This window comes from Methylomonas sp. 11b (genome assembly GCF_000515215.1).
In the GTDB taxonomy this organism is placed as follows: Bacteria; Pseudomonadota; Gammaproteobacteria; order Methylococcales; family Methylomonadaceae; genus Methylomonas.
The window spans coordinates 398,176-411,548 of the sequence record NZ_KI911557.1; the positions used below are offsets into that span (position 1 = coordinate 398,176).

General features: G+C 54.9%; 14 protein-coding genes and 1 pseudogene. 4 read left to right on the forward strand and 11 right to left on the reverse strand.

All coding sequences use genetic code 11. The features are described from left to right. The first annotated feature begins 142 nt into the window (after window positions 1-142). The 3 genes from METH11B_RS0101935 to METH11B_RS0101945 all read left to right on the forward strand — a co-directional run bounded on the left by METH11B_RS0101935 (window position 143) and on the right by METH11B_RS0101945 (window position 2,362). Entirely contained in the window at window positions 143-469 is a 327-nt protein-coding gene (locus METH11B_RS0101935) for a hypothetical protein (protein ID WP_026600533.1), read from the forward strand. Next, a complete protein-coding gene (locus METH11B_RS0101940) occupies window positions 459-1,733 on the forward strand; it encodes a PBECR2 nuclease fold domain-containing protein (protein ID WP_026600534.1) in 1,275 nt (424 codons plus the stop codon). Before METH11B_RS0101935 ends, METH11B_RS0101940 begins: the two co-directional genes overlap by 11 nt. 107 nt (window positions 1,734-1,840) lie before the next feature. Further along, on the forward strand, window positions 1,841-2,362 hold the full coding sequence (locus METH11B_RS0101945) for a phage virion morphogenesis protein (RefSeq protein ID WP_026600535.1): 522 nt from the start codon (window positions 1,841-1,843) through the stop codon (window positions 2,360-2,362). 190 nt (window positions 2,363-2,552) lie between these two features. On the opposite strand, the gene METH11B_RS0101950 is transcribed toward METH11B_RS0101945, so the two are convergent. The 9 genes from METH11B_RS0101950 to traL all read right to left on the reverse strand — a co-directional run bounded on the left by METH11B_RS0101950 (window position 2,553) and on the right by traL (window position 8,326). After that, window positions 2,553-3,038 (reverse strand): TraC family protein, encoded by a 486-nt coding sequence (locus tag METH11B_RS0101950; protein WP_026600536.1) that lies wholly within the window; start codon window positions 3,036-3,038, stop codon window positions 2,553-2,555. Continuing rightward, window positions 3,035-3,292, reverse strand: a complete 258-nt coding sequence (locus tag METH11B_RS0101955) for an RRXRR domain-containing protein (RefSeq protein WP_026600537.1) — start codon at window positions 3,290-3,292, stop codon at window positions 3,035-3,037. The genes METH11B_RS0101950 and METH11B_RS0101955 overlap by 4 nt, the downstream gene beginning before the upstream one ends. 13 nt (window positions 3,293-3,305) lie before the next feature. Further along, window positions 3,306-3,605, reverse strand: coding sequence for a TraA family conjugative transfer protein (gene traA / locus METH11B_RS0101960; RefSeq protein WP_026600538.1), 300 nt, complete (start codon window positions 3,603-3,605; stop codon window positions 3,306-3,308). 129 nt (window positions 3,606-3,734) lie between these two features. Beyond that, window positions 3,735-4,247, reverse strand: a complete 513-nt coding sequence (locus METH11B_RS0101965; protein WP_026600539.1) for a TraV family lipoprotein — start codon at window positions 4,245-4,247, stop codon at window positions 3,735-3,737. Continuing rightward, on the reverse strand, window positions 4,244-5,068 hold the full coding sequence (locus METH11B_RS0101970; RefSeq protein ID WP_026600540.1) for a DsbC family protein: 825 nt from the start codon (window positions 5,066-5,068) through the stop codon (window positions 4,244-4,246). The genes METH11B_RS0101965 and METH11B_RS0101970 overlap by 4 nt, the downstream gene beginning before the upstream one ends. A 27-nt stretch (window positions 5,069-5,095) precedes the next feature. Beyond that, window positions 5,096-6,475, reverse strand: a complete 1,380-nt coding sequence (locus METH11B_RS0101975) for a TraB/VirB10 family protein (protein ID WP_026600541.1) — start codon at window positions 6,473-6,475, stop codon at window positions 5,096-5,098. Next, window positions 6,475-7,440: a TraK domain-containing protein gene (locus METH11B_RS0101980; protein ID WP_026600542.1), complete on the reverse strand. Its 966-nt coding sequence runs from the start codon at window positions 7,438-7,440 to the stop codon at window positions 6,475-6,477. The genes METH11B_RS0101975 and METH11B_RS0101980 overlap by 1 nt, the downstream gene beginning before the upstream one ends. Next, a complete protein-coding gene (locus METH11B_RS0101985) occupies window positions 7,437-8,048 on the reverse strand; it encodes a TraE/TraK family type IV conjugative transfer system protein (RefSeq protein WP_026600543.1) in 612 nt (203 codons plus the stop codon). Before METH11B_RS0101985 ends, METH11B_RS0101980 begins: the two co-directional genes overlap by 4 nt. Next, window positions 8,045-8,326 (reverse strand): type IV conjugative transfer system protein TraL, encoded by a 282-nt coding sequence (traL, locus tag METH11B_RS0101990; RefSeq protein ID WP_026600544.1) that lies wholly within the window; start codon window positions 8,324-8,326, stop codon window positions 8,045-8,047. Before traL ends, METH11B_RS0101985 begins: the two co-directional genes overlap by 4 nt. Before the next feature lie 89 nt (window positions 8,327-8,415). On the opposite strand from traL, the pseudogene METH11B_RS26040 reads away from it, so the two are divergent. Beyond that, window positions 8,416-8,987: pseudogene (locus METH11B_RS26040) on the forward strand (IS630 family transposase); the annotation flags it as partial. 143 nt (window positions 8,988-9,130) lie between these two features. Here METH11B_RS26040 and METH11B_RS0102005 read toward each other — a convergent pair. Both METH11B_RS0102005 and METH11B_RS0102010 read right to left on the reverse strand, forming a co-directional pair. Continuing rightward, the gene (locus METH11B_RS0102005) at window positions 9,131-12,250 is read right to left on the reverse strand and encodes an efflux RND transporter permease subunit (RefSeq protein ID WP_051426988.1); all 3,120 of its coding nucleotides are present in this window, start codon (window positions 12,248-12,250) and stop codon (window positions 9,131-9,133) included. Next, window positions 12,250-13,365, reverse strand: a complete 1,116-nt coding sequence (locus METH11B_RS0102010; protein ID WP_026600547.1) for an efflux RND transporter periplasmic adaptor subunit — start codon at window positions 13,363-13,365, stop codon at window positions 12,250-12,252. The genes METH11B_RS0102005 and METH11B_RS0102010 overlap by 1 nt, the downstream gene beginning before the upstream one ends. Window positions 13,366-13,373: the final 8 nt, after the last annotated feature.

The following is a 13,373-nucleotide window of genomic DNA, read 5'->3' on the forward strand; positions in this document are numbered from 1 at the left end:
TTCGACACACTACAAACCGGCACACGTGTTAACCATCTTTTTCGCCTTGGGTATTACATGCCGGTCGAATATCAAAACGTAAAGGTCATAACCATTACGCTACCGTTTGTTTCTCTAAAGCTGGCATTTTGAGAGGATCTCAATGAGCAATGTGCATATCGAGATTAAACAAGCTACGGTGCGCCGATACGCAGAGGGGAACGGCTTTGATGCAGGCGACCCTTTTAATTTGGTGTGTTCTCTGGATTTTATCGGTCGGGGCGAGGTACAGATGGGTGCTGATTTAGCTTGGCCCAGTCATCCGATTACCCGTGCGGATTTGCGTGAACTACGCCGTCAGTTGACAACGGATTACCGTACAAAGCGCTTATATTGTTGGCGATTGAAAGGACTGGCACCACCGTTTCGCGGTCGGATTATTCGCGAAGAAGGTCCGCTGGCGTATTGGGAGATGCCAATTGAAGCCTGAAAAACTACCCTTTAAGGAAGCCATCGATTTCTATAAGGCAAAAATCCAGCTGCCAACATCCGGCTGGACCGATATTTGGCAGGAGCAGCATAGCCATGCGTTTGTAGTAGCCGGCGCGGCTCAGGATGCGCTAGTCGAGGATTTTTATAACGCGATTTACGACGCCAAGCAGAACGGCGGCGGTTATGAAGATTTTCGGCTGCGGTTTGACGATATCGTTGCAAAACATGTTTGGTCGTATAACGGTACGCCGGGTTGGCGTAGCAAGATTATCTACGATACCAACATTAAACAGTCTTACAACGCTGGCCGCTGGCAACAGCAAATGGCAGTCAAACACCTAAGACCTTATCTGACTTATAACCATCACACTATAGAACACCCCAGGATTGAACATAAAAAACTGGATGGCATTACGTTGCCTATTGATGATCCATTTTGGGGCTATTACTACCCGCAAAATGCTTGGGGATGTAATTGCACCGCTGATTCATTATCCGAATTTGAGGCACAGGCTTTATGGACATCTCAAGGAAAATCCGGCCCAGATGAGTCGCCTGCGATAGAGTGGGAAGAAAAGACGGTTGGCGCTAAAGGCAGCAATCCGCGCACGGTGCGGGTGCCGAAAGGGATCGATCCGGGGTTTGCATACAATCCGGGCAAAGCGTATCTGGAACCGCTGACGGTACCGCCGTTGACGGGTTACGACGCTGTATTGAAGCAGCGCGATAAGCCATGGCCGACTGGGTTTAAAGTACCGGACATGCCGAAGCCGACCAAGGTTTCATCGAATATTTTGTTGCCAGCCGATATCGCCCCGGCAGCGGCGGTGACTGAGTTTTTGGATATTTTCGGCGCGACGTTGGAGCAAGGCGCTGCGTTTACCGATGCGGCAGGGAGTACGCTGGCGATTACCAAGGCGTTGTTCGAGGATGGCAAAGGCGATTTTAAGTGGCTGGCGAATACGGATAAGGAGCATCGGCTGCAATATCTCAATTTGTTGGCAATGACGCTGATCGAGCCGGATGAAATCTGGTGGGTTTGGGTACAGGATGCCAAAGAAAAAGGTCGCTGGCGGTTAAAACGTCGGTATTTGCGGGCTTTGGAAATTGACGGCAAAAATGAATTTGCGTATGCGGTTTTCGAGTGGGGACAGACGGGTTGGACTGGCTCGACGGTGTTTATGGGGTCGCAAAAATCGGAAAAGGCGCGCGAGGGTTACTTTGATCGGCAGCGGGCCGGCAGGATGGTTTTCAAGAAATAAAAAACGCGACCTTTTAAGGGTCGCGTTTATGGATCGGATACTGTGCAGTAGCGCGCGAGGCGCAGTCTGACCGATTCACTCCTTTATTATATAGGCGGCGGTGGATTATGCAATTTGAGATAGAGTTTGAGGCCAGTCATTTAGATCGGATGATGGAGGCAATCCGCCGGGAAATTGCAACACCTGAAGAGATGCTTGGTAGCATCGGCGAATCGTTGTTACGGGTGAATAGGCGGCGGCATGAGGCAGGAGTTGATCCGGAAGGTAAGGATTGGAAGGCGTTGTCGCCTTTGACGCTTGCAGCGGGTGACAGGAAAGGTGGACCGTTAAATCGGACCGGCCGAATGCTGGCAAGTTTGAATTATCAAGTATCTGACGACACGTTGATTTTAGGTTTTGATGGCGCGCGGGATGCCAAACTGGCAGGGTTTCACCATGGCGGTACCGACCCTTATACGATTGTTCCAAAGAATCGAAAAGCCTTGGCGTTTGCGGGTATTGTCAGAAAGCGGGTTAATCATCCTGGGTTGCCGAAACGGGAGCTGGTAGGCTTTCCTGATAGCGATAAAAACTTGGTAGAGAATGTGACCGCAGATCATTTATTGCGTGTTTTACAACGCGTTCGATGACGGAATAAATGGCGTTTAAACGGTATTTATTCCGCAACTGTTGGGGCTATTTTTCTGATATTCATCGGGATATTTCCGCACTTTCATCCCTAAACTGTCCGGAATTCAAGATTTTTTGTTTTTAGCCTGAATCCCGCGAATTTCGTGGTTTTCGGGGCGAATTTTGGTGTTGTAATTCGTCCGTTTTCCATCACCTCCCTTCTGACTGTTGCGTAGCGAGTTGCAATTCGGTTGCCCGGCGGATGTCACTTTCACTGGGCCGGGGATGTGCCATGGGCAATTTCACGGTCACGAAAATGTGACTGCGCCGCAAGCGAGCCCCCGAGATCGATTCCGGCGGTTTGGTGGTGCCTTGTCGCAGAAACTCGATACTGGCTTGAGTCATGGTTTTATAGGTTGGCTTTTGCTGTTTCAAGCGCCGGGTCTGCATGATCGCCAGCGATTCTTCGATGTCAGGCGAAGTCCAAAGGCTCACCTGCAACAAGGTGTCAGTCGGCCAGTCCTGGTTTAGCAACACGTTGACGCGCGCGGAAACGCTGGCATCGGCACCGGTCAGCGGTCGGCACAGAAAGCCAAAACCAATGCTGCTATCGGCCATCAAGAACAGATGATGGTCATATTCATAAGCCAGTACCGTGAATAACTGATCGGCACGTTGGCGTTGCGCGGTGGTCATGGGGTCTGATCCTCGAAATACAGGTGTTGCATGGCTTCGGTTTGATGCTCGGCACGCAGGCGAATCGTAAAGGGATGTCGACAAACGCGAACCGCACGCTTTTTGCGTTTCAACTGCCGGGCTCTAGCCGGATGACAGGGGTTGATCGGCTGACCATTGGCGGCTTGGACCTTGACGGTCCGCTTATCCTTCGCCAATGTGCAAGGGCGGCGGTTGCCCGCCGCGTTCTCGGTATCAATAGTTGAACCGGTCATCGTTATTCCAGGCCTAAATCGTGGCCGTCACGATGTTGGTGATAATGGTCGGTGCCGCAAACAGGCCGACCCCGCTGGCAATTCCCAGCACGAAGCCCATGATGCTGCCACGCACGACACCGGCGACCAGGCCGACGATGACGAACACGATGGCGATGATGCGGCCGAGCAAGCCTTCCACCCAGCCGGTCAGCAAGGTCCAGACGTTGTTGAACTCGGTACCGCCAGCACCGGCCATGGCGTCGGATGCCATCAACATAAAAAATAGCGATGCCAGGGTCACCAGTACCCCGGTTCGATACGACGTTTTCATCAAAAATATCCTCATTCAGGTTAAAAGACGGTTGCCCGTCGAATCTCGGACGTTCAGTCCGGCGTTTGTTAAGCGGTTGCCCGCTCGCTCTCGCAGGGGGTGTGACCTGCGGTGAAATGGGATCAATGATCAGGGCAATTTATTGCCTAATCGATTCACTGGACTCTCGTCATCAGTGGTATCGACGCTGGATCGTTTCTCCGGTGGGCGTTGCTCGACTTGCAAAGGAATCAACGACGAACTGGCTGTCGAAGCCGCCTTGCCGATCATCCAACGCCGGGGTTCCAGTTCGGTGTAGACGTAGTTGGACACCATCAAATCGCCCTCGGCATCTTCCCAAGGCGCGATCCAGATACGCATGACTTGGGATGGCGTGCGAATCGGCGTGGGATCCTCTATTTTGGGCACGGGTTGTTGTAACGGTGGTGCGAGTGCCGGTTTTGACATTGGCTCTGATTCCTGGTTGGTTTCGGGAGGCGCTTCCTTTATCGCCGTATTGGTCACCTGGTAGGCCTGCGTGGTCGATAGGCAGCTGGGTTCGTCCGGCATGCCTTTACAGCCGTAGTCGGTAGCGCAACCGGTGGTGATGGCGATCAGCAGTACACTGAGGCTATAAATAGAAAACTGATGAAAGCGTTTCATGGCTTTTTCTCCGTGGCGTTTGTGTTTTGTGCGTTTGTATCGGGCGTTGTTGCCAGACTGGGCGACGGTTTCGGTTTATCGGCCAACCAATCCGCTAACACCTCGGGTGCGCCACTGTGAGTGCGGCCGTCCGGAGCGATCAGGAATGGCACGCCCTTCAAATCGAACAACTTGGCGGTGACCACGGCTTTTTGCAGCGGCTCTTTGTTACATTGAACGGGCGGTTCGCTCGGCAAGCCGGTGTAATCCTGTTTCAACAAGCGGTCGCGCACGGCGTCTTTGGTTTTGGCATCGCTCGCGCCCAGCTGACAGGCCAGTTGCACGACGAGGTTTTGCGATTCGGGGCCGAGGATGGGGACCATCACCAGTTTGAAGGTGTATTGGTCTTGCAAGGCTTGCAGGTCTTTCATGACCTTGCCGCAGTATGGGCAACGCGGATCGATGAATACCAGCACCTGGCCTTTGCCGTGGCCGACAGTCACGGCGCCAAGGTCGTCGGCCTTGAGTTTCATCCGGGACAGATCGATGCGATTGGCGATATTGCCGATATCCGCCAGTGCCTTGATTTCCTGCTGGGTCCAGATGTCCATCAATTTGCCGCCGTAAAAGGCAAAACGACCATTGCTGGAGATAAACACCGTCTGCTCGCCGGATTTGACCATCTTCAGGCCCGAGATCGGCAAGTCTTGCATGCCGTCGATTTTGATCGAGAGCAAACCGGCGGCAATATCCGAGACCGCCTGCTTTTGCGGATTGGCGGCCAGGGCGATGGATGTACCGAGTAGCGTGGCTATCAATAAAGAAATTTGGCGTGGCGTCATAACGACCTTTGGAGTTGGGTTAAAGAATCAGCTCGGCGACTTCAGCTTCAGCGCCGTGCCTTTTTGCACGATGAAGGTGACCTGGCGAGTCGCATCGACTTCGATGACCGGGTAAATCTCTTCGGCCATGTCCATGTAAAAATGCGACAGACGTTCCATGGCGTAACCGGCGCCTTTCAGGGCACCGCCTTCCATCGACTGCGAGGAAAACGCGCTTTGAAACGGTGTAGTACCGGAAAGTGCCCCCAGCCCGCCGGTCATCAGCATCGGAATCTGGTTGCGACCAAAGGCATCGGAAAAGCCGCGTAAAAAGCCCGCCATCATGGATTGGGCGAGTAGTGCACCTTGTTTGGAAACGACGCGGCCACGTACACCGTTTTTGCCGTCTTCGCCGGTGGCGTAGGCATTCATCGGGACTTCGATTACGCCACCGTCCTGGCGTACGCAGGAAAAGGTCTCGCCGCGAAAATAGGCGCGCTCGGCACTCAAGTCGCCGAAGCCCGCGGCCAACAGAAAGCACTCGCGCACATCGGCATGGAAACGGTTGGGCAAGATGGCTTCCTTCTTGATCCGGAACAGCACCGGCATTGGTTCTTTCTTGGCTTTTTTGCCGGTCGGGGCATCGAGGCCATTCAACAACACGCCGGTCAAAATGCTGCCGGCCGGGATGAAAACGTCGCTGTTGGTGTGGCCTTGCTGCGACTGTCCGTGAGCGCTGTTCGACACTGCGTCTTTGTCTTTACCGTTGGACGGCTGAGCACCTTCCTGGATGACCCGAATTTGCATCGCCGCCGGTGCTTGGTTATTGGCTCGTCCTCCTGAGACGCCGGTATTGCTAGCAGTCGGCGCGGGAATAGCGGCTTGCTCGAACACGCGGTTGAGATCGTCTTGCCCGTTGTCGAACGGCGGATTGCTCGGGCGGCGGTATGACGGTCTTCCTGGTGCCGTTGGCTCCACAGCAGGTTGATTGGCGTCGCCAGGGTTGCCAGCCACTGCCGTTGTAGACGCTTTGTTCTTCAACGTCTCAACTTCACCGGTGACCGCTTGAAGCTTGGCTTCATAGGCTTCCCGCTCAGCGGTGGTCCATTGTTTGAAACGGATTTCGTCGGATTGCTGTTCGCGCTTTTGTTGTTCCTCGATAGCCGCCAGACGACGAGCTTGTTCGTCGTTTTTCTGCAGCAGATCGCGCAATTGCGCAGAAATACCATCAATCCCCAGCGAGCGCGGATCGCTATCGGTGAGGATGTGTTGGATGGTCGCCTGTTTGCTCAGCGGCTTGCTGACTTCCGGGGTGACAGTGGCCAGTGCGATGATGACGGCCAATACCACGGTACCGATGCCGCCGACGGCCATATTACGTTTGGCGGTCGGACTCAAGCGTGTCCACCAGGACTCGACGTTGGCCATTACGGTTGGCCTCCGCTCAGTAACGAAGGTCGCAAACTGGATGACGCCTCAGGCGCTTGTCGGACCACGACATACAATTCGGTGGCTTCCTGGGGCTTCAATACCACGCTGGGCCAGACCGAAACGGCAAGTACATCCTGTTGCGTCGTTGCACAGCTGCGTTCGTCGAACTCGAGCATCTCGCTGCCGGTATTCTTGGCAAGCCCCACCAGAATCAGCCGGTCCTGGCCTTCCAGGGCTTGACCGGTTTTAATCTGCACGCGGTCTTGCAGGCAGCGAATCTGTTCCTGGAACTTCGGTTCGCGTAGTGAATATCCGGCCGGGGTCTTTTGCAAACCCAAATCCCGAAACAATGTTTTAAGTTGGCTGATGTAGGCCTGTTCCTGTTGGTCGGAGGAGCGACTCGCGCTATCGGCGCGCTGCCATTGGTTTAGCAACTGGTAGCTGTCCTTATCCAGATCGAGGTGGATTTCCCGCGCCGGAATGCGTTTGGGGATCAGGGTTAGGGATAGTGCGATGTCCTGGTTGTCGCCAGGGGTGATGTATAAGGTGACCGGCGTTTCGTCGGCGGTGGCGACATAAACGATTTTGCCTTTGGTACTGGTAGTCGCCTGACTGGTGGTCGTGACTACCGGATGTTCGAACGGCGTGACCAGGCGATTCAAGTGGCCGACGGCAATTGGCATCAGTTCGTTGATGCCGGGTTTAACGGCAATGTGTTGTGGACCGATTGAAGTGGCGGTCGTTGATGCCGACGCCTGTTGCTTGGCCGCTTTCAAGATGCTGGCATCGACTGGGGGTAATTCAATGCCAAAATCGGGTTGCGATGGGACAACTGGCTGTGATGAGGAAGAATCTTCGGCCACAGTGGTTGCCGGTGGTAACACAGTCACGGGTAATTCATCCGCAGACAAGGCAGTGCTAACGGTCAGGAATAACAAAATTGGCGGGAATGAGCGATTCATGGTCGAGCCTCGCGGGTTTGGCCTTGCATTGCTTTCAGACGGTCCAAGGTTCTGGGGGAATCCGGATACACGTCGATGTATTCCAGCCGGGGACGATAGTTTTTGATGGCGATGATGAATTCGTAAGTACGAGGCTTCACGTCCGGTTTGGAACTGGGGCCCTGGCTTTTGAGTTCGCCGCTGACGAAGACTTTGTTGGTCTCGGCTTCGTAAGCGACGTGACGCGGAGTGAAACTGATCGCGACCCGGTCCATTTTGATGGCCTTGATTTGATCGCTCATGGCATCCAGGACACTGCGGTAAATATCCGGCGCCAATAGCGGTTCGACCGCGGTTTTCAGAAAGTCGGCATTGGCCGGCGTGGTGTTGCCGAGCAATTCGGCCAGGAACAATCCCCAGGACTCTTTGAACTCGCTGGACGCTTGGCTGCGGGTGACCTCGACTTCCTGCGTCAAGCTCGGCGGCACCAGAATGATGCTGCGCTCGGTGCGCCAGGCGGCCAATGAGGTAATGACACAAATCACCAGCAGGCCGATGATAATGACCCGGCTGAGCCGGTTCTCGGTCTCATGCCCGTCCCAGGTTTGCAGAAACTCCGACCATCTCATGGCAGGAACCGGCGGATGTAGGGATTGGGGATGGTCTGCGCGCGACTGGGCAAAAGACCCAGCCAATACAACGCATGCAAGGTATAGCCATCAGGCCGGTTGTCGCGGAAACGCCGGTAAAACTTGACTGCGATAAAACCGAGGGCCAAGCCGGGCATGAACTGATCGATCAACATGCCGGTGAGCATGCTGACCATGAAGGGCACAATCTCGTCCGCACCCCACAGCAGGATATGTATCGGATCGTCGATGGTTTGGGGGATGGCAACGGGTTCCATAATGACCTCCGGTTAGGATGGCCATTATTGTGAAGAGGATTTTAGGTAGGTCGTTTGCAGCTAACGACGAATTTGCGATCAGCTGAAAAATAGTATCCGTGGATGAGAAAAGCCAGATCCAGACACTTGATCGCACTTAGCCGGGTTTGCTGATAAAACCCGGCAAGAACGGCACGATGCGCACGACTACAAACGTCACGGCACCACCACCTTGTTCGCCGCCCTCAATGTCCATGAGGGCACGGTGATCCGCGAGTGCTTACCTAAACACCGCAACGACGAGTTTCTGACATTCTTGAGACTGCTCGACCGCCAGACCGACAAGGACTTGGCCGTCCATCTGATCGTCGACAACTTCGCCACCCACAAGCATCCCAACGTGAAAGCCTGGCTGGACAAGCATCCGCGTTTCCAGATGCACTTTACGCCGACGCCGATGTCGGCGTCTTGGGTAAACTTCGTCGAGCGATTCTTTCGTGACATCACCGAAGAACGTATCCGACGCGGGGTATTTCGCAGTGTCGACGAATTGAAGCGGGCGATCATGCAGTACCTTGAGAACTGCAATGCCCAACCAAAGCCTTACCAATGGACCGCTACTCCAGACGCCATCTTGACCAAAGTCGCCAAAGCTAAAGAAACGTTGCGGACGTTACATTAGCAGGGCTAGGCAGACGGCAGGCGATCAGTTTAGGGAAATGCTGAACAAGTTGATTTCGCTCATGGTTCGACAAGCCAATTACCAAATTAATCAACAGCTACCGTTCGTCTCTTATATAAAGTTTGACCGGCTACTGTTTTTACCTAAGGTAATTCATAAAATTCCCCCGATAAGGCCAATTTGTTTTTGGTTTTGTTAAGCCGTTGCCATAGCCCGTACATTATCTGTTTGGCATCGTCCAAATAAGTATAAGCGACCGGGATGACCAATAAACTGAGCAGCGTAGACGTCACCAAGCCGCCGATGACGGTGATCGCCATCGGGCTGCGGAAGGAGGTGTCCGCCGGGCTCATGCCCATGGCAATCGGCAACATGCCTGCGCCCATGGCGATAGTGGTCATGATGATGGGCCGGGCGCGCTTGTGGCAGGCATCCAGCAGGGCATCGACCCGGCTTATGCCGTGGTCGCGTCTGGCGACGATGGCGTACTCCACCAACAAGATCGAATTTTTGGTAGCGATACCCATCAGCATGATCAGCCCGATCAAAGACGGCATGGAAAAACTTTTTTGTGCCAACAGCAGGGCGATAAAGCCGCCGCCAAACGATAGCGGCAAGGCCAACAATATCGTGATGGGCTGCAAAAAATCCTTAAACAACAGGACTAGCACGATAAAGATACAGAGTACGCCTATTAGCATGGCCAAGCCAAAACTGCCGAAAAGTTCGGCCATCATTTCGGCATCGCCGATATTGATTTGCTTTACCCCTGCGGGTAGCGCTTGGAGACTAGGCTGGGCCTGTACAACGGTGCTCAGATCGCCCAACGGCAGGCTGGCCAGTTCGATTTCAAAATTGATGTTGCGGAAGCGGTCGTAACGGTCGATCACGGCTGGGCCGCTGGACAAGTCAAGGTTGGCGACTTGGCTGACCATGACCGGGCCGATACCCGCTTTGGCTGACGGTACGGCAAGCCGTTGCAACACGCTTAAGTCGCGCCGCCCGTCCTCGGTCAGTTTGACCATGATCGGCACTTGGCGTTGGGCGAGATTAAGCTTGGGCAGGGACTCGTTGTAATCGCCGACGGTGGCGATACGCAAGGTCTCGGCGATGGCGGCGGTTGTTACGCCCAAGTCGGCGGCGCGGGCGAAATCAGGCCTGACGGCGATTTCCGGTCTGACCAACGAGGCGCTGGAAGCGATGTTGCCGATGCCTTGGATGGCCCTTAAGTCCTTTTCGACCGCCCTGGCTGCGGCATTCAATGCTTTGGGATCGTCGCCACTCAGCACCAGAACATATTTTTCGCCCGATCCGCCGAATCCGACTTTGCTGCGGACACCGGACAAAGCCGACAAAGCGGCCCTAATATCTTGTTCGATGACTTGTTTAAGCACCAGCCTTTCGTTACGGGCGGCCAACAAGATGGTCAAGGTAGCCTTGCGGACTTCCGCGCCGGCGGACATGTCAAGCGCATCGGTGCCGACGGAATCGCCGCCTATCGTGGTGTACACACTTTTCACATAAGGTAGGTCGGCGATCAATTTTCTGGCGGCTTCGGCGGATGCGCGGGTTTGTTCCAAAGTTGCACCGGGCGCAAGTTCGACAAAAACCTGGGTTTGCGGAAAGTCGTCCGGTGGAATAAACCCCTGAGGCAATAATGGGATCAAGAGCAGGGAGCCGATGAAAAACGCCATCGCGCCACCGATGGTAATTAGCCGGTGCTTAAGGCACCATGCGGCCATCGTAAGATAATCTGTCATAAACCGTCCGTCCGGAGCCGTCGGCTTATGGTCATGTTGCAACAGATAAGCCGACATCATCGGGGTCAACATTCGGGCGACGAGTAGTGAAGCCAGGACTGCCAACGAAGCTGTCCAGCCGAATTGTTTAAAGAAGCGTCCGGCGATACCGCTCATGAAGGCGGTCGGCAAAAATACCGCCACCAGGGAAAACGTGGTCGCCACCACCGCCAAGCCGATTTCGTCGGCAGCTTCCATCGCCGCCTGATAAGGCGATTTGCCCATGCGTTGGTGGCGGACAATGTTTTCCACCTCGACGATGGCATCGTCTACCAGGATGCCGATCACCAGCGACAACGCCAGCAAGGTAACGACATTAAGGGAAAAGCCGAAATAATACATTCCCAAAAACGCAGGGATGGCGGACAGCGGCATGGCAACGGCGGAAATAAAGGTTGCCCGCCAGTCGCGCAAGAACAGCCAAACCACCAATACCGCCAGCAATGCGCCTTCGTACAACAATGCCATGGAACCGTCGAATTCTTCCTGGACGGGAATCACGAAATTGAAGGCTTCGGTGGTTTCGATGTCGGGGTTTTCCGCCTTTAATTCCGCCAGCGCTTTCTGTACGCCCACACCGACATCCACTTCGCTGGAGCCACGGCTGCGGGTAACCTCAAAACCCACGACAGGCTTGCCGTCCAATAAAGCCAACGAGCGTTGTTCGGCAACGCTATCGCTGACTGTCGCCACTTGGTTCAGGCGGATGTGGCGGCCATCGGCGAGAGACAGTTCCATCCATTCCAACTCCTCAGCGGAAGCCGCGTTGGCCAGAGCGCGGACAGGTTGCTCGCCTTGGCCCAAGTCGGTACGTCCACCAGAGCTTTCGCGTTGCACTTCGCGTAATTGTCTGGAAATATCGGCGGCAGTCGTGCCGAGGGATTGGAGTTTGACCGGATCCAGGGCAATCCGGATTTCCCGGCTGACGCCGCCCACCCGCTTGATATCGGCGACGCCCGGCACGGCAAGCAGACGCTTGGCGATGGTATCTTCGACGAACCAGGATAAGGCCTCGTCGTCGCGTTGATTGGAGGCGACCGCGTAAGCCAGCACCGGAGAACTGGCGATATCGTGTTTGGTGACGACCGGGTCGCGCAAGTCGGCGGGCATGTCGGCGCGGACTTTCGACACCGCCGAGCGCACGTCGTCCAAGGCCTCCTGCCCAGGCTTTTCCAGGCGGAATTGGGCGGTGATGCCGACGCTGCCATCCTGCACTTTGGTTATGATATGTTTCAAGCCTTGCAAAGTGGCGATTGCGTTTTCTATTTTCCGTGCCACAGCCGTTTCCAGTTGCGAAGGCGATGCCCCCGGCAGGCTTGCCATAACGGTTATGGTCGGCAAATCCAGGTCGGGAAGGTTCTGGATTTGCATGGCCTTAAAGCTGTATAAGCCGCCAAAAGTCAGCATCACAAACAGCATCATAGCCGGCATGGGGTTTTTTATGCACCACGTGGATATATTCATTAACGCAGCACCCGGACATTGTCGCCGTCCGCCAAAAAGGCCGCGCCGCTAGCAACTATCTGGTCTTCGGGCTTAAGCCCCGAAAGGATTTCGTAATGGTCGCCCGCACTTTCGCCTAATTGCACTTTGACTTGGATAACCTTCGCTTGGTTTTGGGCAAATTCTCCTAAGCGAAAAACATAGCTGAAGCCTTCGCGCAGCGATAAGGCGTCTTGCGGTATGGTCAGCGCGGCCTTAGTGCCCAAATGGAATACACCCTGGGCAAACATACCGGCGCGCAGACCGGCTGCTCCGGCTTGGGGCAAATCGACATAAACCAGCCCGTTACGGCTTTGCATATCCAGGCTGGGTGCCAAATAACGCACTTTACCGCCGACTTGACCGACGTTGGGCACCGAAATCGCCACGTCGATACCGGGCTGAAGTTGCACCATTTCGGCAGCAGTGACTTCCGCTCGCCATTCCAGGCGATTTTGCCGGATTAGCCGGAACAGTTCTTGTCCCGGCGTGGCCACCGCGCCCAAGGTGGCGGTGCGCGAAGAGACGAACCCGTCGTCGACAGCAACGACGCGGGTGTGGTCCAAGCGCAAAAGCTGCCGGTCCAATTGCGCCTTTGCCGAGGCGGCTTTGGCTTGCGCCGTTTTTTCCCCGGTCAAGTATTGCAGCACCATTTGGTTGCTTAACGCACCGGAGGATGCAATTTTTCGGGCGCTGTCGGCATTTAGTCGAGCTTCTTCCAGGCTGGCCTCGGCCTCAGCCAAGGCCGCCTGGGTTTGGGCGATCTCGACCATCACGCTTTTACTGTCGAACACCGCCAATACTTGGCCTTTACGGACCTTTTCGCCGACCTGCACACGCACTTCGTCCAGACGCAAGTCGCTGACTTGTGCGCCAATGATGGCTTCCTGCCAGGCCGCGACCGAGCCGTTTGCGGTTAATTTTCGCGGGATGTCCCGATTGACCGGTTGGATAACCGATACATTCAGCGCCGGTCTAGCGCTTGGTTTGGCGTTTTCAGTGGCTTGCGGCGCTTCCTTGCTCAGCGCCAGGGTCATCCCTAAGCCCATGAGCGCGACCGCGACAAGCCAAATGCTTAGCGATTTTTCTTTAGTCATGATTGGTT

Bases quoted from the DNA above. Each gene is read 5' to 3' on its own strand.
- METH11B_RS0101935 (WP_026600533.1), top strand. From the start codon at position 143: ATGAGCAATGTGCATATCGAGATTAAACAAGCTACGGTGCGCCGATAC.
- METH11B_RS0101945 (WP_026600535.1), top strand. From the start codon at position 1,841: ATGCAATTTGAGATAGAGTTTGAGGCCAGTCATTTAGATCGGATGATG.
- METH11B_RS0101950 (WP_026600536.1), bottom strand. From the start codon at position 3,038: ATGACCACCGCGCAACGCCAACGTGCCGATCAGTTATTCACGGTACTG.
- METH11B_RS0101955 (WP_026600537.1), bottom strand. From the start codon at position 3,292: ATGACCGGTTCAACTATTGATACCGAGAACGCGGCGGGCAACCGCCGC.
- traA (WP_026600538.1), bottom strand. From the start codon at position 3,605: ATGAAAACGTCGTATCGAACCGGGGTACTGGTGACCCTGGCATCGCTA.
- METH11B_RS0101965 (WP_026600539.1), bottom strand. From the start codon at position 4,247: ATGAAACGCTTTCATCAGTTTTCTATTTATAGCCTCAGTGTACTGCTG.
- METH11B_RS0101970 (WP_026600540.1), bottom strand. From the start codon at position 5,068: ATGACGCCACGCCAAATTTCTTTATTGATAGCCACGCTACTCGGTACA.
- METH11B_RS0101975 (WP_026600541.1), bottom strand. From the start codon at position 6,475: ATGGCCAACGTCGAGTCCTGGTGGACACGCTTGAGTCCGACCGCCAAA.
- METH11B_RS0101980 (WP_026600542.1), bottom strand. From the start codon at position 7,440: ATGAATCGCTCATTCCCGCCAATTTTGTTATTCCTGACCGTTAGCACT.
- METH11B_RS0101985 (WP_026600543.1), bottom strand. From the start codon at position 8,048: ATGAGATGGTCGGAGTTTCTGCAAACCTGGGACGGGCATGAGACCGAG.
- traL (WP_026600544.1), bottom strand. From the start codon at position 8,326: ATGGAACCCGTTGCCATCCCCCAAACCATCGACGATCCGATACATATC.
- METH11B_RS0102005 (WP_051426988.1), bottom strand. From the start codon at position 12,250: ATGAATATATCCACGTGGTGCATAAAAAACCCCATGCCGGCTATGATG.
- METH11B_RS0102010 (WP_026600547.1), bottom strand. From the start codon at position 13,365: ATGACTAAAGAAAAATCGCTAAGCATTTGGCTTGTCGCGGTCGCGCTC.